General features: G+C 71.4%; 15 protein-coding genes. 10 read left to right on the forward strand and 5 right to left on the reverse strand.

Annotated elements, in window-relative coordinates; all coding sequences use genetic code 11:
• Window positions 1-13: 13 nt before the first annotated feature.
• The gene (locus WBK31_RS15740; RefSeq protein WP_378788897.1) at window positions 14-667 is read right to left on the reverse strand and encodes a LuxR C-terminal-related transcriptional regulator; all 654 of its coding nucleotides are present in this window, start codon (window positions 665-667) and stop codon (window positions 14-16) included.
• Complete coding sequence (locus WBK31_RS15745) at window positions 652-1482, reverse strand: sensor histidine kinase (RefSeq protein WP_406675107.1); 831 nt, start codon at window positions 1480-1482, stop codon at window positions 652-654. Before WBK31_RS15745 ends, WBK31_RS15740 begins: the two co-directional genes overlap by 16 nt.
• Window positions 1483-1894: 412 nt before the next feature.
• Between WBK31_RS15745 and WBK31_RS15750 the strand changes: the two genes are divergently transcribed.
• Window positions 1895-2791, forward strand: coding sequence for an ABC transporter ATP-binding protein (locus WBK31_RS15750; RefSeq protein ID WP_406675108.1), 897 nt, complete (start codon window positions 1895-1897; stop codon window positions 2789-2791).
• Window positions 2788-5046, forward strand: coding sequence for an alpha/beta fold hydrolase (locus tag WBK31_RS15755; protein WP_364051356.1), 2259 nt, complete (start codon window positions 2788-2790; stop codon window positions 5044-5046). Before WBK31_RS15750 ends, WBK31_RS15755 begins: the two co-directional genes overlap by 4 nt.
• 4 nt (window positions 5047-5050) lie before the next feature.
• Here the strand turns inward: WBK31_RS15755 and WBK31_RS15760 are convergent, their stop codons facing one another.
• Window positions 5051-5998, reverse strand: coding sequence for a radical SAM protein (locus tag WBK31_RS15760; RefSeq protein ID WP_364051359.1), 948 nt, complete (start codon window positions 5996-5998; stop codon window positions 5051-5053).
• Window positions 5999-6131: 133 nt separating this feature from the next.
• Here WBK31_RS15760 and WBK31_RS15765 point away from each other — a divergent pair, with 133 nt between their 5' ends.
• The 4 genes from WBK31_RS15765 (at window position 6132) to WBK31_RS15780 (ending at window position 9820) form a co-directional block, all read left to right on the forward strand.
• Window positions 6132-6455 carry a multidrug efflux SMR transporter gene (locus tag WBK31_RS15765; RefSeq protein ID WP_364051362.1) on the forward strand — a complete coding sequence of 108 codons (324 nt, stop codon included), beginning with the start codon at window positions 6132-6134 and terminating at the stop codon, window positions 6453-6455.
• Window positions 6452-7297, forward strand: coding sequence for a DUF952 domain-containing protein (locus WBK31_RS15770; RefSeq protein WP_378788887.1), 846 nt, complete (start codon window positions 6452-6454; stop codon window positions 7295-7297). The genes WBK31_RS15765 and WBK31_RS15770 overlap by 4 nt, the downstream gene beginning before the upstream one ends.
• Window positions 7298-8100: 803 nt before the next feature.
• On the forward strand, window positions 8101-8598 hold the full coding sequence (locus tag WBK31_RS15775) for a hypothetical protein (RefSeq protein ID WP_406675109.1): 498 nt from the start codon (window positions 8101-8103) through the stop codon (window positions 8596-8598).
• A gap of 943 nt (window positions 8599-9541) precedes the next feature.
• The gene (locus WBK31_RS15780) at window positions 9542-9820 is read left to right on the forward strand and encodes a hypothetical protein (protein WP_406675110.1); all 279 of its coding nucleotides are present in this window, start codon (window positions 9542-9544) and stop codon (window positions 9818-9820) included.
• A 964-nt stretch (window positions 9821-10784) separates the two neighbouring features.
• Here WBK31_RS15780 and WBK31_RS15785 read toward each other — a convergent pair.
• On the reverse strand, window positions 10785-11153 hold the full coding sequence (locus WBK31_RS15785) for a hypothetical protein (protein ID WP_406675111.1): 369 nt from the start codon (window positions 11151-11153) through the stop codon (window positions 10785-10787).
• A 653-nt stretch (window positions 11154-11806) separates the two neighbouring features.
• Between WBK31_RS15785 and WBK31_RS15790 the strand changes: the two genes are divergently transcribed.
• The 3 genes from WBK31_RS15790 to WBK31_RS15800 are packed head-to-tail and all read left to right on the forward strand — an operon-like array spanning window position 11807 to window position 16229.
• Window positions 11807-13510, forward strand: a complete 1704-nt coding sequence (locus WBK31_RS15790; protein WP_364051377.1) for an enoyl-CoA hydratase-related protein — start codon at window positions 11807-11809, stop codon at window positions 13508-13510.
• 34 nt (window positions 13511-13544) lie between these two features.
• Window positions 13545-15056 carry a UDP-N-acetylglucosamine 1-carboxyvinyltransferase gene (locus tag WBK31_RS15795; protein WP_364051380.1) on the forward strand — a complete coding sequence of 504 codons (1512 nt, stop codon included), beginning with the start codon at window positions 13545-13547 and terminating at the stop codon, window positions 15054-15056.
• A 36-nt stretch (window positions 15057-15092) separates the two neighbouring features.
• Complete coding sequence (locus WBK31_RS15800; RefSeq protein WP_378788880.1) at window positions 15093-16229, forward strand: tyrosine-type recombinase/integrase; 1137 nt, start codon at window positions 15093-15095, stop codon at window positions 16227-16229.
• A 26-nt stretch (window positions 16230-16255) separates the two neighbouring features.
• Here WBK31_RS15800 and WBK31_RS15805 read toward each other — a convergent pair whose 3' ends face one another.
• Complete coding sequence (locus WBK31_RS15805) at window positions 16256-17404, reverse strand: NAD(P)/FAD-dependent oxidoreductase (protein WP_364051386.1); 1149 nt, start codon at window positions 17402-17404, stop codon at window positions 16256-16258.
• 54 nt (window positions 17405-17458) lie between these two features.
• On the opposite strand from WBK31_RS15805, the gene WBK31_RS15810 reads away from it, so the two are divergent.
• A complete protein-coding gene (locus tag WBK31_RS15810) occupies window positions 17459-18148 on the forward strand; it encodes a TetR/AcrR family transcriptional regulator C-terminal domain-containing protein (RefSeq protein WP_364051389.1) in 690 nt (229 codons plus the stop codon).
• Window positions 18149-18151 lie beyond the last annotated feature (3 nt).

Below are 18151 nucleotides of genomic sequence, written 5' to 3' on the forward strand. Positions count from 1 at the left end.
CTGGAGGACCGGCTCAGCGCGGCACCGCCTGCAGATACGCCAGCACCGCCATCACCCGCCGATTGTGATCATCCGAGGGCGGCAGGCCGAGCTTGGCGAAAATGTTGTTGGTGTGCTTGCCCACCGCCTTGTCACTCACCCCCAGCCGGGCGGCGATCGCCAGATTCGACAACCCCTCGGCCATCAACGCCAGCACCTCACGCTCGCGCGGCGTCAAAGCGGTCAACGGCCCCTGCCGGTCCCGCCGGGTCAGCAACTGCGACACCACCTCCGGATCCATCGCCGTGCCACCGGCGGCGACCTGACGTACCGCATCGACGAACCGCTCCACATCACCCACCCGGTCCTTCAGCAGGTACCCCACCCCACCGCCACGATCCGCCAGCAGCTCACGCGCATACAGCTGCTCGACGTACTGCGACAGGATCAGCACCGGCAGCCCCGGCACCCGCCGGCGCGCCTCCAGCGCCGCCCGCAGCCCCTCATCGGTGAAACCCGGCGGCAACCGCACATCGATCACCGCCACATCGGGCCGGTGCCGCAGCAGCGCCGCCAGCAGCATCGGCTCGTTGTCCACCGCCTCGGCCACAGTGAACCCATGGGCCGACAACAACCGCACCAGCCCATCGCGCAGCAGCGCGAGATCCTCGGCTATGACAACACGCACGGAACCTCCATCGTCAGCACCGTCGGCCCGCCCTCAGGACTGCTCACCACAAGCGAACCATCGAAGACCGACAGACGATCGGCGATGCCGCGCACCCCGCCACCCGCATCACGCCGCACCCCGCCACGCCCGTCGTCGCCCACCACCAGCCGCAGCACCCCGCCGCCATAGCGCAGACGCACCCACGCACGGGAGGCACCGCTGTGCTTGGCCACGTTCGTCAGCGCCTCGGCCGCGGCGAAGTACACCGCCGACTCCACCGGCGGCTGCGGACGGCCGGGCAGATCGATGTCCACCTCCACCGGCATCGGACACAACAACGCCGACGCCTCGATCGCCCCGGCCAGCCCGCGATCGGCCAGCACCGGCGGATGGATACCGCGCACCAGATCGCGCAGTTCCGCCAGCGCCTCACCGGCCACCTCACGCGCCTCATCGATCATCGCCCGCACCTCCTCCACATCACGTGCGCCGCGCGCCAACCCGAGCTGCATGCGGATCGCCACCAGCTTGGCCTGCGCACCGTCATGCAGATCACGCTCGATACGGCGCAACTCGGCCGCACGCGCGTCCACCACCGCCGCCCTCGAGGCGGCCAGCTCCCTGATCCGCTCCCGCGGCCCCAAGCCCGCCAGCAGGTACCGCACCGGCAGCGCCTGACCGCGCCGCAACACCGGAACCGCCAGCACGACCACCACCGCGATCGCCACGGTCGCCACGCTCAACGCGAAGGTGTTCCACACGCTCGTCTCGGCCGGCCGCATCCGCAGGAACACATAATCCAGCGCCGCCACCATCGCCCACAGCACCACCACGGAGCCGGCCCGGCGACCGCGTGCACCACCAGCCACACCAGCTCCCGCCGCCCGCTCACCCTCCTGGCCGCGCCGAGGACCCGCTCCGCCTGGAAACCGGCAAGATCCCCGGCGACCCGCCGCACGCGCTCGAACGGCCCCCGCACGCCCACCGGCACCAGCACCGCGCACACCGCCAGCCCGGCCACGAGCAGCAGCGCCGCCAGGCCGGTGACGACGTTGAGCACCAGCTCGCCCGCCCCGCGCAGCGCCGCCGCCCCCCAGACTCTCACTCTCACACCAGGCAGTCTGCCGTGCCGGCGCACATGAGACGGTAGGCCTGGCCCCACCCCCGGCGGGAGCGTTTCCCCCACCCACGCGGTGGGCCCGCCCCCATGGAGACCACCGCGCCCGGCCGCCAGGCTGTCCGACTGTGATCGACGTACAAGACCTGACCATCCGCTACGGCCGCACCCGCGCCGTGGACCACCTCACCTTCACCGTCAAACCAGGCCTGGTCACCGGCTTCCTCGGCCCGAACGGCGCCGGCAAATCCACGACCATGCGCGCCATCCTCGGCCTGCACACCCCCGCCGCCGGGCAGGCGCTCATCGACGGCCGCCCCTACACCGCACTGCGCCGCCCCTTGCACACCATGGGCGCACTGCTGGACGCCGCAGCCGTCCACGGCGGCCGCACCGCCCGCGCCCACCTGACCTGGCTGGTCCGCAGCAACCACATCCCCCTCCGCCGGGTGGAAGAGGTGCTCGATGAGGCGGGCCTGCACCAAGCCGCCGACCGGCGCATCGCCACCTACTCCCTGGGCATGCGCCAGCGGCTCGGCATCGCCGCCGCGCTGCTCGGCGACCCGCAGGCGCTGATGTTCGACGAACCGCTCAACGGGCTCGACGTCGAAGGCATCCGCTGGATCCGCGACCTGCTGCGCCGCCTGGCCGACCAGGGCCGGACCGTGCTGCTGTCCAGCCACCTGATGAACGAGCTGGCACTGACCGCCGACCACGTCATCGTCATCGCAGGCGGCCGCCTGATCGCCGACACCCCGGTGGACGCGCTCGCCGCCCGCTTCCACCGCGACGTGCTCGTCCGCGCCGCCCACCCCGACCGCCTCGCCGAGGTCCTGCGCGCCCACGGCGCCACCGTCACCCCCGGCCCCGGCGAGCTGTCCGTACACGGCCTGGCACCGCAGACGATCGGCGAGCTCGCACTCACGGCCCAGATCCCCCTGCGCGAGCTGACCCCGCGCACCGCCACCCTGGAGGAAGCGTTCCTGGAACTCACCGACGACCACCCACAGGAGGCCCGGCGATGACACACGCATGGGACGCCATCGCCGCCGAATGGCTCAAGCTCCGCACGTTGCGCTCCAACGCCCTCCTGCTCGCCTGCACCCTGCTCGCCGTCCTGGCCTGCGCCGCCGTGGCGTACCTCATCGGACGCGGCTTCGACACCCAGACGTTCGAAGAACGCCTGCGCTTCACCGGCAACGGCACCGGCCTCGGCCCCGGGCTGCCCATCGCGCACTTCGTGCTCGGCACGTTCGGCGCGCTCACCATCACCTCCGAATACGCCACCGGCATGATCCACACCAGCCTCATGGCGGTACCGCAGCGGCAGCTGCTCCTGGCGGCCAAGATCCCCGGCCTGGCCGCCGTCACCCTCCCCGCCGGGCAACTCCTGGCCTTCGCCATGCACCTGACCGCACAAAGCGTGCTGGGGGAGCGGGCCGGGCAGATCCTGCTCGACGGGCAGAGCCTCGGCATCCCGCTCACCGACCCCGGGGCGCTCACCACGCTCGTGGCCGCCGGACTGTCGATGACCGCCGCGGCGCTGGCCGGGCTGGGAGTGGGCGCGACACTGCGATCCACGCCGGGCAGCCTGGTCGCCCTCGCCCTGCTCTTCGTCGTGCTGCCCGTCGCCGTCCAAGCACTGCCCGCCCCGCTGCGGGCCCAGGTGAGCGCGTACACGCTCGCCGCCCTACCGGAGGAGATCGCCGGAACCGGCGGCCTGCTGCCCCCACCGGCGGCCGCCGCCCTGCTCGCCGCCTACCCGCTCCTCGCGCTGACCGCCGGGGCCACCGCCATCGCGCTCAAACGCCACAAAGCGGCGGTCCTGGCCGCAGGGGCGGCCCTCACACTCGCGACCGGACTCATCGCGCTGCCCGCCACCGAGGCCGCACCCGCACGGCACCTGGCCTGGCACCCCTGCACCACACCCGGCCTGCCCCGCGAGATGCGCTGCGCCGACCTGCGGGTACCGCTCGACTGGAACCACCCCACCGGCCGCACCATCACCATCCCGCTCGCCATGCTCCCCGCCTCCGGCACCCAGCGCCGCATCGGCACCGTCATCTCCATCCCCGGCGGCCCCGGAGCCTCCGGCATCGACGACCTCACGCAGTACCAGGGCAGGCTCGATCCCCTGCGCCGACGCTTCGACGTCATCAGCTTCGCCCCGCGCAACGCCGTCACCCCCGGCGGGCCGCTGCCACATGAGTGCCTGACCACCGGCCCCTACCTGCCCCTGCCGCGCAACCGCGCCGAGTACGCCGCACTCGCCCGCACCAACCGCGCCCACGCCGAGCGCTGCCGCGCCGCCGACCCGGAACTGTTCGACCACATGGACTCCGCCTCCGTCGCCCGCGACATCGACGCCCTGCGCGCCGCCCTCGGCGAACCCCGCGTGAACCTGCTGGCCAACTCCTACGGCGGACACCCCGCCGCCGCCTACGCCCGCCTGTTCCCCTCCCGCATCCGCGCCCTGGTCATGGACGGCACCACCAGCCACACCGAGGACACCGCCACCGGCGAACCCCGCCTGTACCAGCGGGCCGAACGGCAACTGGACCGCTTCGCCGCCTGGTGCCGCACGGACCCCTCCTGCGCCCTGCACGGCCGCGACGTCAAACAAGTGTGGCGCCACCTGGTGGAGCGCGCCGACCGCACCCCCATCCCCGTCCGCGGCGACCCCGACGGCACCGCCTACACAGGGTTCGACGTCAAGGTGGCCGCCGCGCCCAGCTTCACCTCGCCGGGCCGCGAACCCGACCGGCCGCGCTGGGTCCAGCTCGCCGACGCCATCGCCAAAGCCGCCGACGGAGACGCCTCCGGCTTCGCCGCCTACGTACGCCAGGCCACCGACCGGCCCAAAGTGCCCTCACCGGTCGGACAGAACATGACGCGCTGCCTCGACGGCGGGGGATACACCGGATACGCCGCCTACCGCGCCGCACTGGCGAAAGCGCGCGAGCTCTCACCGCACTTCGCCGGACAGCGCGCCTGGTGGGCGCTGGCCTGCGCCGGCTGGCCCGCACCCGTCACCAACCCACCCGCCCCGCTGCCCGGCCACGCACTACCGCCCGTCCTGGGCGTAGGCACCTGGACCGACCACGACGAGGTCGCCACCACCATCCGCCACGTGCCGGGCTCGTCCACCATCCGCTACGACGGCCACGGCCACATGGCCTACCTCAACAGCTCAAGCGGCTGCGTCACCGCCCACGTCAACCGCTACCTCACCACGCTCAGGCTCCCGCCGCCCGGCACCGTCTGCCCCGCCACCGGATGACCGGCTACACCAAAGCCAGCTGCGCCGCCCTCGGCTCGCGCCGCGCGGGCTCGGGGGCGCCGCACGCCATGCCGTACACCCGGCACAGCTGCGCGATCTGCCCGGTGATGCGCCGCTCATAGCCCTCGGCCGGCAGGCCCGCACGGTCGTACAGCTCCTCATAGCGCTCCACCAGCGACGGGTGCGCCTGCTCCAGCCACCGCAGGTACCACTCGCGGGTACCCGGCGGCAGCCGCAACACCACCGGCTCCACCGCCCGCGCCCCCGTCGCGGCGATCCGGCGCACGGTCGCCGCCAGCTGATCGGCGGCGTCACTGAGCAGCGGCAACACCGGCGCCATCAGCACCCGGCACTCCACACCCGCCTCCACCAGCGCCGACACCAGCTCCAGCCGCGCCTGCGCCGACGGCGCCCCCGGCTCCACCGCCCGCCGGATCCGCTCGTCGACGAACGCGATCGACACCGCCACCCGGGCGCCCGCCCGCGCCAGCAGCGCCGCATCACGCAGCACCAGAGCGCTCTTGGTGTAGACGGTGAACGGCGTATCCGAGCGCGCCAGCGCCCCGATCACCCCGGGCATGAGCCGGTAGGTCTCCTCGGCCGCCTGGTAGCAGTCACCGCCGACGCCGACGGCCAGCTCCCGGCCGTCCCAGCGCGCCAGCTCCGCCCGCAGGCGCTCGACCACATTCGGCCGCACGACGATACGCGTGTCGAAATCGCCGCCGGCACCGAGGCCGAGCCTGCGGTGCCCGGCCCGCGCCCCGCAGCCCCGGCAGGCATGCGCGCAACCCCGATAGGGGGAGACGGCCCACTCCTGCGCGATGCCCGCCGCCGGCGGCACCCTCTCGATCACCGTGCGGGCCTGCATCTCGTAAAAACCGTTACGCACCACCGCACGGCGTTCGATCAGCGGCCGATCATCGGCGGCCGTGGAATCGACCAGCGCCAGCACGTCCCAATCCACGCCCACCAGTGGAACACGTTTTCGACAGCGTTTTCAAGCGGATCACGCCAACCGGGGGAGCGCACACGGCACCACCCTAAAATCCGGTACGCCCGTACCACTTCCAGTCAGGGAGACCCCCATGGCCTGGCTCCTGCTCGCCCTCGCCATCGCCTCAGAAGTCATCGCCACCAGCGCACTCAAACTCAGCAACGGCCTGAGCCACCTCGGCTGGAGCATCGTCGTCGCCGCCGGCTACCTCACCTCCTTCGCCCTGCTCGCCCGCGTCCTGAAACTCCAGCTCGACATGGGCACCGCCTACGCCGTCTGGTCCGGCGCCGGCACCGCCGCCATCGCCCTCATCGGCGCCGCCTTCATGGGCGAGACCCTCACCGCCCTCAAGATCGGCGGTATCCTCCTCATCATCGCCGGCGTCGTCCTCCTCAACCTCGCAGGTGCCCATTGACCCAGCACCGCGGCCCCGCCCAAGACCGCAGCCGACGCCGCCGCGCCACCCTGCTCGACGCCGCCGTCCACCTGCTCACCGACGGCGGCTTCGCCGCCGTCACCCACCGCGCGGTCGCCCGCCACGCCGGACTGCCCCTGGCCGCCACCACCTACTACTTCGCCTCACGCGACCAGCTCATCGCCGAAGCCTTCGCCACCCTCGTCGACCGCGAGCTCGGCACCCTGCGCGACTGGATCGCCCGCCACGGCCTGCCCGGCCTGCTCGACCAGATCGCCGCCGCCGACCGCACCCGCCAGCTCGGCCTGTGGGAGCTGTACGTCCACGCCGGCCGCGACCCCGCCCTGCAGGCCATCGCCCGCCGCTGGACCGACGGCTGCCTGCACATCCTCGCCCGCACCCTCGGCCTGCCCCCGCACGACACCCGCGTGCGGCTGCTCTCCACCACCGTCTCCACGCTCTGGCTCGAGCACCTCGTCGAACAGCGCCCCCTCGACGACGCCCGCGCCCTCCTCGCCCAGGCCGCCGAGACCGCCATAATGAAGCACATGATCCACCATCTCGCCCTGCGCACCGACTGGCAGCACGCCCAAAGCGCGGGGGAGTACCGCATCTCCACCCTCGGCCGCACCCTCGACGACGAGGGCTTCATCCACTGCAGCCGCGACATGGACCAGCTGCGCACCGTCCACGCCACCTACTACCGCGACGTCACCGAGCCGCTGCTCGTCCTCGACATCGACCCCACCGGCCTCGACGTCCGCATCGAGAACGGCTACCCCCACCTGTACGGGCCACTGCCCCTGTCGGCCGTCACCGCCGCCCGCCCCTACACACCCTGAGAGGCGGGCGACCGGCCACCGATCAGCGCACCGCGCGCAGCGGCACCCTGCCCGCACCCGCGACGGCGGGGGAGGGACCAGCGGCAGGGGAGGGCCCCTGCCCCCTCACCGGCTCCGGAGCCCGCTCCGGAGACTCGGGCTCGGGCCGAGCCTCCTGCATCCGCCCCGGCACCGGGCGCTGCGGCCCGGCACCCGGCCGCGGGCTCGCCTGCTGCCGGGCACGCCGCTGCGCCTCCTGCTCAGCCGCCTGCGCACGCCGCTCCACGCAGCCACCCGCGCAGTACCCGTTCGACACGATCAACCGGCCGCGCAACGTCGTGTACGCATCCTTGCCCGACGCGGGCAGAACCCCCCGGCATACCGGACATAACACCGACTCGGTCCCCACGTGCTGCTCCTCTCGCGGCGCGAACGGCAGGAGCTCCACCCTAAAACGCCGCACCCCGGCGGCGACAGTCAATCAACACAAAGTCAAACCCGCAGTCAACACCCCGAACACCGCCACCTGAGAGGCTGAAACCCCCGCTCAACGCCCACAAAATCACCCTGCGCACATGCCTCGACACGGCCCAAAAATCTTCCCACCAGACACATCCATCTCACCAGCAGGAGAGTGGCCACCCACCCTGCCACCAGCACCTTCGCACCCCTGGAGGCCCGCACCGCAAGCCTTCACCGCCCACCGCCCGGAGATGTGCATTTCCGCACAATACCCGCCATAAACCAGCCGCATTAAGCCCCATAAACACCGCCATATCATCACCCACCTCGCATAACCTCGAAAAGCGTGCCATTCTCAATTGATGGCCCACTTAAGACCACCCCCCACGCCCCTCCCGGCCACCACCACGACCATCGCCACCACCCTCGCCGCCTCCTTCACCGCCGCCTGCACCGCACTCGTGCTCACCCCCGGCATCCACCTCGCCGGCCCACCCCCGCAACAAGCCGGGGCCATCGCCGTCACTACCCTCACCCTGGGCGCCACCACCTTCGCCGCCCGCACCACCCTTGCCGCCCGCACCACCCTCGACCACCGGACGGAGGGGCCGTCACAACCCCCGGCCGCGATCCTGAGCCTCTCCCTCTTCGCCCCACCCGCCGCCCTGTGGCTGTCCGACCGGCTCTGCACCACCCTCGGCCTGCCCCTGCACATCGACGGCCCCACCGCACTCCTCACCGGCACCCTCGTCATCATCGCCACCCGCCTGCTCACCTTCGCCACACTGAAACTCCTGGCAGCGGGAACCGGGGGAGGAGCCCGTCAATTGATGGCCACCCGCACCAAACGCGGCCAATAATCACCCGAATCGCGGTTAAGGCCCGCATCGGCCGCCTACAGACCCGGCTCCGACATCCGATAAACGCCCGTGCGATTTCTCGATCGGCGCATCCGGCACCCCATACACCTACATGTAACCGACACCGCTCCGGCAGACAGAGCCTTCGGCAGCGGCGCCACATCCAACCTGCGCGCCCACCCCTGCCCGATCCGCAGCGCAGCAACGGCGGGCCGGAAAGTGATGGGGCCGGCGCAAGGGATCTGCCTTCAGCCGCACTGACGACCTGTTCGCGTAGGTCGCCGCCGCTGACACTCGCCCCAAGAGAGCTGCTGCACAGCGCCGCTGATCAGCCCCGCGCTTACCACGAGCGCCTCGGCCAGGGGGTGCATGCGACTTCGACACGGAACGTCCGAGAGGGCGGCATCCGGCCGAGCGGTGCGGACGGCTGCGCGGGGGACCGCACCGCGAGACCGGCAAGGCCCGCCGGATGCCGGGTCGGCAGGCCGCGGTGACGGGGCCGACGGTGTGCACGCGCTCGTATCGGTGGGGGACGGTAGGTGAGGGGCGTGACGAGGGGAGCGGGCCGCCGGCGCCCCGGCCCCGGGCCCGCGCACGCTGGACGAGGTGCTGCGGATGGCCGTCACCAGCGCGCTGATCCCGCCGCTCGCCTGCGCGCACCGGTCATGCGGGAAATGGAGAGTGCGGTGATGACGGCCTGTGCGCGGGCCCGGGGCCGGCGTTCGCGGCGCTGGAACGAGGTGCCGCCCGCGTTCGAGACGCAGGCGGCACGCGGCTCTCGAAGTTTCCGGCAGCAGCGAAGGCGTCAGACGCGTCGCCGGTGATGACTCGGATGAAGTGGGCTCGGGGAGCAGCGACCGCTGCTCCCCGCCCCGTCCCGGAAACGGTCTACTTGACATAATGTTCATTATCAAGCAACCGGCAACGCCTGCGAATAAGGGCGATGCGCACGGGCAGGCGCCACACCATGCCCGCCTTAGCAATCACCACACCCGGCCTCGTCGCGATCACCGCAGTGATCACCGCCGCGGCCATCTGGCTGATCATCTTCGCGGTGCGGCTCACCAGGAGCCCGCGCAACCGGCCGACGATCAGCATCGACCTTGTCGATCAAGCCCGGGAGCTGAAGGCGCTCGGGCAGATCCGTGAGGCCGTCTTCCTCGTACGCGGTGAGACCGGCATGAGCCAGCGCGCCGCAGCACGCTTCGTCAACCGGTTGTGAGCCCCCAGCCGAGGATTCCCGGTCTCTGGGGTCACGGCCGCCGGCCCCACCCCCGGCCGACGTTTCCCTTACCCATTCCATTCCGATACCAGACAGAATGTAGGTTCTGTATGGTATAGCGCTTTACTTTCCATTCGTCCTTGGATGTGGCGATTGTCGTGACGTGATGTGTTCGCACACGCCCCCGACACCTGGTGGCGACGGCCTGCTCCCCTCGTCACACCAGGCGGCGCGAGCGATGGACCCACGCCGTCGCACCCCACCCCCACATGCACGCAGCAGCGCGGGTGACGCATCAGCGGCGCTCCCCTACCCCGCCCCGGGCGGAGACTAGTCACCCCAAACGCGAGCAAACCAGACACTTCGGACTTAGGAGGTGGTGGCGCCCAGGGGGCTGGATGACTGATCCCGCCGCAGGCCCCACGCTTCGAACCCGAGGCTCATGAGGCCATGCTGTCCCAGGTGGGGACCTTGCGACCACGCGTATGGGCGGGACTTGTCAGGGGCAAGGGCGGCGGTGGGGGCCGTTGCAGCCAGAAGGGTGCGGCGGGTGAGGAGGGCAAGGTCAGACATGGACTTCCTTCCTGAGATCTTTGTGGTCGTGCGACAGGAAGCGAAGAGTCACTAAGTGTGACTTTTCGTGATTGGGCGGGGTCATGTCTCGTGTCGGTGTCGTTGTGGCGGTGCTCGCGCTGAATGCTGCGCTGCCGGTGAGCGCGGCCTTGCCTGCGTCGGCCGTGCCGGTGGCCTCGTCCGGGCCGGCGGGGTGCCGCAGGTCTCGACGACTGCGGCATGTGTGTTCGGGGGGTCGTCATGCTGAGCGCGACCGGTCCGGCGCGGCTGGTGTGCGTGGGTGGTGTGCACGACGGCGAGCCGGTGGGTGGCATCGTCTGAGGCCGGGTCTGGCTGGGAGAGGGGTTGGCCGGGTGGCTGAGGGGCTGCTCGGCGGCTTTTGTGTCCGGGGTCAGGTGGTGAGGGTGACGTCGCCTCCGGCGGGGTGCTGGCAGCGGCCGTGGGGGTGGGTGCCGGTGATGAGGCGGCATTCCCAGGTGGCGCCGTCGACGTTGATGGTGAAGTTGGGCAGGTCGTCGTCTGGGGCGGGGCGGTTGCGCTGGTAGGCGTCGGCGACGTGGCGTGCGGTGGTGCAGGCGGTTGCGGGGTGGATGGCGGGCAGGTCGGCGGTGATGTGGAGTCCGGCGGGGGTGCGTCCGCAGTCGGTGGTGCGGGCGGCGGCGGGCGGTGGCGGGTGGGCGTCTGGGGGTGCGGGTGGGGTGGTGGTGCAGGCGGTGGTGAGGGCGAGGGTGGCGGTCAGGGTGGTGAGGGTGGGGTGCATGGCGTGTCCTTTCGTTTCGTTCAGGATGGGGTGTGGGGGCGGGTGGCCGGGTGCAGGTGGGGTGAAGGGTGGGTCAAGGGGTTTTGGTGGTGCGGGAAGTCGGGGTGGGGTGGCGGGTTTGGATCGTGGTGGGGCGGGGTTGTGTCAAGGGGCTGTCGGTGGATTCTGTCCTGGGCGTGACCTGCGGTGGGGTGGTGGGGCGGGATGCTGGGGGTGTGGTGATGTGTCCTGCATGGGCGGACTGTCATCGCCGGGGGCGCTCGGGCCTCTCCCCCGCTCGGGCGCCCCGTCCCCGAGGCTCGGTTCGGTCTGCGGTGATGTGGCTGGCAGGTCCTCGGGTGAGGTCCGGTGGTCTGGCGCTGAGGGGTTGGTGGTCTTCCCGGGAGTGGCCGGCGGGCGGGACCGGTTCGTTGCGTGGTGGTCTGGTGACCGGGCGGGATCTTTCCGGGCAAAGCAGGTCAATCTGGGGCCTCCGACCAGGGTTTTTGTCGTGTTTGGTCACCAGCAGTGGAAATTTCATGTCAGCATCTTGAGCATGTATGGGTCATATGGGACTGCCGTAAAGGGTTGTGGCGCGTGCGGCGAGGCGCCGCCCGCCCGGTAAGTCCCGCCCTGGTGACCGCTGCTCCCCTGTTCGGAAAGAAGTTCCCGCGTTGCGTATCTTGCTGCTCTGTTCCTCCTTCAACGGCCTGACCCAGCGAGCCTGGCTGGAGCTGCGTCGCTCCGGGCACGACGTCGGCGTGGAGCTGGCGATCTCACCTGAGCAGATGACGGAGGCGGCCGAGCTGCACAAGCCCGATCTGATCATCTGCCCGTTCCTGAAGGAGCGGGTGCCTGAGGCGTTGTGGCGCACCCGCCGTACGGTGATCATCCACCCGGGGCCTCCCGGTGACCGCGGCCCGTCCTCGCTGGACTGGGCGATCGCCGACGCCGAGCCCGAGTGGGGGGTGACGGCGCTGCAGGCGGTGGAGGAGATGGACGCCGGCCCGATCTGGGCGTACCGGACGTTCCCGATGCCCTCGGAGCCGCCGCGCAAGTCGGCGCTGTACAACGGGCCGGTGGCGGACGCGGCGGTCGAGCTGGTGGCGGAGGTGGCGCGCAAGGCGGCCGATCCGGCGTTCGTGCCGGTGCCGCTGGACTACCGCAACCCGGAGGTGAAGGGGCGGCTGCGGCGGCCGATGCGGCACGCCGACCGGGAGTTCTCCTGGGGCGAGCCGACCGAGGACATCCTGCGGCGGGTGCGGGCGGCCGACGGCGCGCCGGGCGGCCGGTCGGTGCTGTGCGATCTTCCGGTGCGGGTGTTCGACGTCTACCGGGGTCCTGAGCTGCTGGGCACGCCCGGTACGGTGGCCGGCCGGCGTGAGGGCGCGGTGCTGGTGCACACCGGTGACGGCACGCTGTGGGTGGGTCATGTGAAGGTCGAGCGTGAGGGCGGTATCAAGCTGCCGGCCACGATGGCGCTCGGCGACGCGGTGGCCGGGGTGCCGCAGCGGTCGGGCTACAGCGAGATCACCTACGACCGCAGCGAGGGCGTGGGCGTGGTGAGCTTCGACTTCTACAACGGGGCGATGTCGACCGAGCAGTGCCGGCGGCTGGCCTCGGCGCTGCGGTACGCGGTCTCGCAGGACACGCGGGTGCTGGTGGTGCGCGGCGGTGAGGTGTTCTCCAACGGCATCCATCTGAACGTGATCGAGGCGGCGCGGCAGCCGGAGCTGGAGGCGTGGATGAACATCAACGCCATCAACGCGGTCTGCCGGGAGATCGTGGGGTGCACCAGTCAGCTGGTGGTGACGTCGATCGGCGGGAACGCCGGTGCGGGCGGGGTGATGATGGGGCTGGGCGCCGACCGGGTGATCGTGCGGGATTCGGTGGTGTTGAACCCGCATTACCGGACGATGGGGCTGTTCGGCAGTGAGTACTGGACGTATTCGCTGACGCGCCGGGTGGGCGCGGATGTGGCGCGGCGGCTGACGCAGGAGGCGTTGCCGATCGGCGCCGCCGAGGCGGTGGAGGTCGGGCTGGCCGACAAGGCGCTGGCGGGTTCGCGGCTGGACTTCGAGCGGCGGGTGCTGGAGTACGCCGAGCGGCTTGCGGCCGATCCGAACTATGAGCGGTTCCTGGCGGCGCGGCGGCAGGCGCGCGAGGCCGATGAGCGGCGTAAGCCGCTGGATGCCTATCGGGCCGAGGAGCTGGCGGAGATGAGCCGGGACATGTTCGACGATCGCAGCGGGTTCCGGCAGGCGCGGCATGCGTTCGTGCACAAGCTGAAGCCGCAGGCGACGCCGGAGCATCTGGCGCGTCTTCGGGAGCTGTCCGGCGCGTCGGCACCCTTGGGCGCGAGTACATCTCATATGTGAGATATGGTCTGCTGTTGTGGCAGATGATTACCTTGTGCGGATCGGCCGGCTGATCCGGGACGCTCGCCAGCATCGCGGTTGGACACAGCTGCAGCTGGCGGATGCGCTGGCGACGAGCCAGAGCGCGGTGAACCGGATCGAGCGCGGAAATCAGAACATCAGTCTTGAGATGATCGCCCGGATCGGCGAGGCGCTCGACAGCGAGATCGTCTCGCTCGGCTATGCGGGGCCGATGCATCTGCGGGTGGTGGGCGGCCGCCGGTTGTCGGGCAGCATCGACGTCAAGACGTCGAAGAACGCGTGCGTGGCGCTGCTGTGCGCGTCGCTGCTCAACTCCGGCCGGACGATCCTGCGGAAGGTGGCGCGGATCGAGGAGGTGTACCGCATCCTGGAGGTGCTGGCCTCGATCGGGGTGCGGGCGCGCTGGATCAACGAGGGCAGCGACCTGGAGATCGTGCCGCCGTCCCGGCTGGAGCTGGAGTCGATGGACACCGAGGCGGCGCGCCGCACCCGCAGCGTGATCATGTTCCTGGGTCCGCTGATGCACCGTACGGATCAGTTCCAGATCCCGTACGCGGGCGGCTGCGACCTGGGCACCCGTACGGTGCAGCCGCACATGTCGGCGCTGAAGCACTTCGGGCTGGACATCACCGCCACCGGCGGGTTCTACCACGCCCGGGTGGATCGCGGGGTGTCGCCGTCGCGGCCGATCGTGCTGACCGAGCGGGGCGATACGGTGACGGAGAACGCGCTGCTGGCCGCGGCCCGCCATGACGGGGTGACGGTGATCCGCAACGCCTCCTCCAACTACATGGTCCAGGACCTGTGCTTCTTTCTGGAGCAGCTGGGCGTGCGGGTGGAGGGCATCGGCACCACGACGCTGACGGTGCACGGCGTGCCCGACATCGAGCGGGACGTCGACTACTCGCCGTCGGAGGATCCGGTGGAGGCGATGAGCCTGCTGGCGGCTGCGGTGGTGACGTCGTCGGAGCTGACGATCTGCCGGGTGCCGGTGGAGTTCCTGGAGATCGAGCTGGCGGTGCTGGAGGAGATGGGGCTGGATCACGACCGGGGCGGCGAGTACGCGGCCGCCAACGGCCGGACCCGGCTGGTGGATCTGACGGTGCGGCCGTCGAAGCTGGTCTCCCCCATCGACAAGATCCACCCGATGCCGTTCCCGGGGCTGAACATCGACAACGTGCCGTTCTTCGCGGCGATCGCGGCCTCGGCGCAGGGGCAGACGCTCATCCACGACTGGGTCTACGACAACCGCGCGATCTATCTGACGGAGCTGACCCGGCTGGGCGCGTCGGTGAAGCTGCTGGATCCGCACCGGGTGCTGGTGGAGGGGCCGACGCGCTGGCGCAGCGCGGAGATGATGTGCCCGCCGGCGTTGCGGCCGGCGGTGGTGGTGCTGCTGGCGATGATGGCGGCCGAGGGCACGTCGGTGCTGCGCAACGTGTACGTGATCAACCGGGGGTATGAGGATCTGGCCGAGCGGCTGAACGCGCTGGGCGCGCGGATCGAGACCTTCCGCGACATCTGACCCCCCTTGCTGCCGTGGGGTGGGCGCCGGTCCTCGGTGGGGCCGGCGTTCGCCGTGTTGCGGGGGCCTGAGATTGTCGGTGGCGGCCGCTACCGTCGTGCGTGGATCTTGCCGATCGTGTTGCGCGTGATGGGAGGGGTGCCGGTGCGGCCTGCGGAGCTCGACCGGGTGACGGTGGCGGAGGCGGCGGACCGTTATGTGGAGCTGGTGCGCGCCAGGACGCTGACGGGGGCGCTGTCGCCGTCCACGGCCGAGGTCTATGCCCGTGATGTGGCCACGCTGGTGGAGCTGGCCGGTCCTGATGTGGTGCTCGACGATCTGACGGGTGAGGACGTCGATGCGATTTTGCTGGCGTTCGCGCGCCGTCCTGACGGCCGCAGACGCGGCGGCGGGCAGCGGGCGGCGGGGCAGTCGCCGTCGTCGCAGGCGCGGTTTCGCCGGTCGATCTCGGCGTTGTTCAAGCATGCGACGCTGGCCGGGTGGGTGCAGATCAACCCGATGACGCGCTCGAGCGTGACGGCCAGGGAGCGGGGCGGGCTGGCGCCGCAGCGGCGGGCGCTGACCCGCGAGCAGGCGCAGGGCCTCATCAAGGCGGCGCGGGCGCTGACCGAGGCCGCGCCGGAGCAGGGCAGGCGGCGTGATCAGCGCACGGAGCTGCGTGATGCGGTGATCGTGCTGTTGCTGGCGACGGTGGGGCCGCGGGTGTCGGAGCTGGTGCGGGCGAATGTGGAGGACTTCTACACCAACGACGGGGTGCGGTATTGGCGGATCTTCGGCAAGGGCGGCCGCACGCGTGATGTGCCGCTGCCGGATGACGTGGCGGCGGTGCTGCAGGCGTATCTGGAGCGGGGCCGTCGCGCGGATGCCGAGGATGACAAGGCGTTGTTGCTGTCGTGGCGGGGGCGGCGGCTGGCGCGGGGTGATGTGCAGGCGGTGATCGACCGGGTGCAGGCGCGGGTGCCGGCCGATCAGCGTCGCTCGGTCACCCCGCACGGGCTGCGGCATACGACGGCGACGCATCTGCTGGCGGACGCGGTCGACATGGACGCGGTGCGGCGGGTGCTGGGACACGGAGATCTGTCCACGTTGGGGCGTTACCGGGATGATCTGCCCGGGGAGCTGGAGGTGGCGATGCGGGCCCATCCGCTGTTGCGTGACCGGCGGTCCGGCTGAGGGGTGCTGTGTGGCCGCAAGGGGGGTCAGGCGGGCTGGAGCTCGTCGAAGAGGGCGATCGCCTGGGCGGGGTCGGGGCTGACCAGGCGTTGCAGTCCGGCGATCGTCATCGTGGCGAAGGTGCGGGCGCGTTCCCACATGGTCTGCTCGAACGCGCGGACGGCGGCGTCGAGGTCGTCCGTTGCGGCGAGGGCCTCGGCGAGTTCGGCGCCTTCCAGCATGGCGAGGTTGGCGCCGACGCCGAGGGGCGGCATGAGGTGGGCGGCGTCGCCGATGAGGGTCACGCCGGGCACGTGGGTCCAGGTGTGGTCCGGGGGCAGGACGTGCAGGGGGCGGTGGTGGAAGGCGGTGCCGTGGCGCAGCAGGTCGAGCAGGTGCGGCGCCCAGCCGTCGAACAGTGCCTCCAGCAGCGCCCGTACGGCCTGCGGGTCGGCCAGGTTCACGCGGGGCCATCCGGTGAGGCCCAGGTGGCGTTCGGGGTCGGTGTGCCAGGTGCGGGGCGCGCGGAACTGCGCGTAGACCTTGACGTGGCCGCCGCTGTTGCGCTGGGCGACCAGGCCGCGGTTGACGCCGTAGACGGCCAGTGAGCCGTCGCCGATGAGGCGGGCCAGCTCGGGGTGACGGTCATCGATGTCGTCGATGCCGGTTTCGAGGTAGGTGACGCCGGTGTAGTGGGGGGTGACCGGTGACAGGGCGGCGCGGACGCGCGACCAGGCGCCATCGGCGCCGATGACGAGGTCGAAGGTGGCGGTGCGTCCGTCGGCGTAGCGGACCCGCACGCCGTCATTGGCGGGTTCGACCTCGGTCACCGTCGTCCCCCACTGGACGTAGAGGGGGCCGAGGAGCAGGTCGCGCAGGTGGCCGCGGTCGATTTCGGGGTTGGCGCGTTCGCCGGGGCGGGGCTTCCAGTCGCGCAGGACGGTGCCGTCGGTGTCGAGGATGCGCATGGCCTGTCCTTCGGGGCGGGACAGGCGGGTGAACTCGGCGAGCAGGCCGGCTTTGCCGAGGGCGCGCTGGCCGAGGGCGTCGTGGAGGTCGAGGGTGCCGCCTTGGGGGCGGGCGTGGGGTGCGGTGTCGCGTTCGAGGACGGTGGCGGGGCGGCCGTGGCGGTGCAGGACGCGGGCGAAGGTGAGGCCGGCGGGGCCTGCCCCCACCACGGCGATACGGTGTCTCATGTCGATACACCGTATCGCTCCGATACGGAGTATCGCAACAGTACGATGTCCTGCATGACTGTGTGGGACCGGCCCGAGCGGCCCGCCCGCCCCGCGCCGCTGGACCGGCAGCGGATCGTCGCCGCCGCGATCGAGCTGGCGGACGAGGGCGGGCTGGAGGCGGTGTCGTTGCGCAAGGTGGCCGCCCGGCTCCAGGCGGGCCCGATGCGCCTGTACGGCTTCATCTCCACCAAGGAGGAGCTGTTCGACCTCATGGTGGACGAGGTCAGGGCCGAGCTGCTGCCCGCCGGGCCGGCGGGCGGGTGGCGCGAGGCGCTGCGCGGGCACGCCTGCCGCACCCGTGCGTCGGCTCTGCGGCACGAGTGGCTGGCCGATCTGCTCGGCGGCCGCCCGGCGCTGGGGCCGAACGCCCTGGCCGTGATGGAGGCGTTGCTGTCGGCGCTGGACGGGGTGGCCGACCTGCAGGCCGTGATGCGGGCCGTGGAGGTGGTCAACGACTACTGCACCGGCGCGATCCGGCGGGAGATCGCGCACCTGCGAGCCGAGCGCGCCACGGGCCTGTCGGAGCGCGACTGGCAGCACGCCCACGGCCCGTACCTCACCAAGATGCTGGCCACGGGCCGCTTTCCGGCGCTGTCGCGGTTCGTCAGCGAGGGGCGGGAGGTGGACGCCGAGACGGCGTTCCACACGGGGCTGGAGTGGGTGCTGGACGGCGTCGCCGCCCGCCTGGACCCGCCGGCGTGAACC

It is taken from the genome of Nonomuraea sp. N2-4H (assembly GCF_045291505.1).
Taxonomy (GTDB): Bacteria; Actinomycetota; Actinomycetes; order Streptosporangiales; family Streptosporangiaceae; genus Nonomuraea; species Nonomuraea fastidiosa.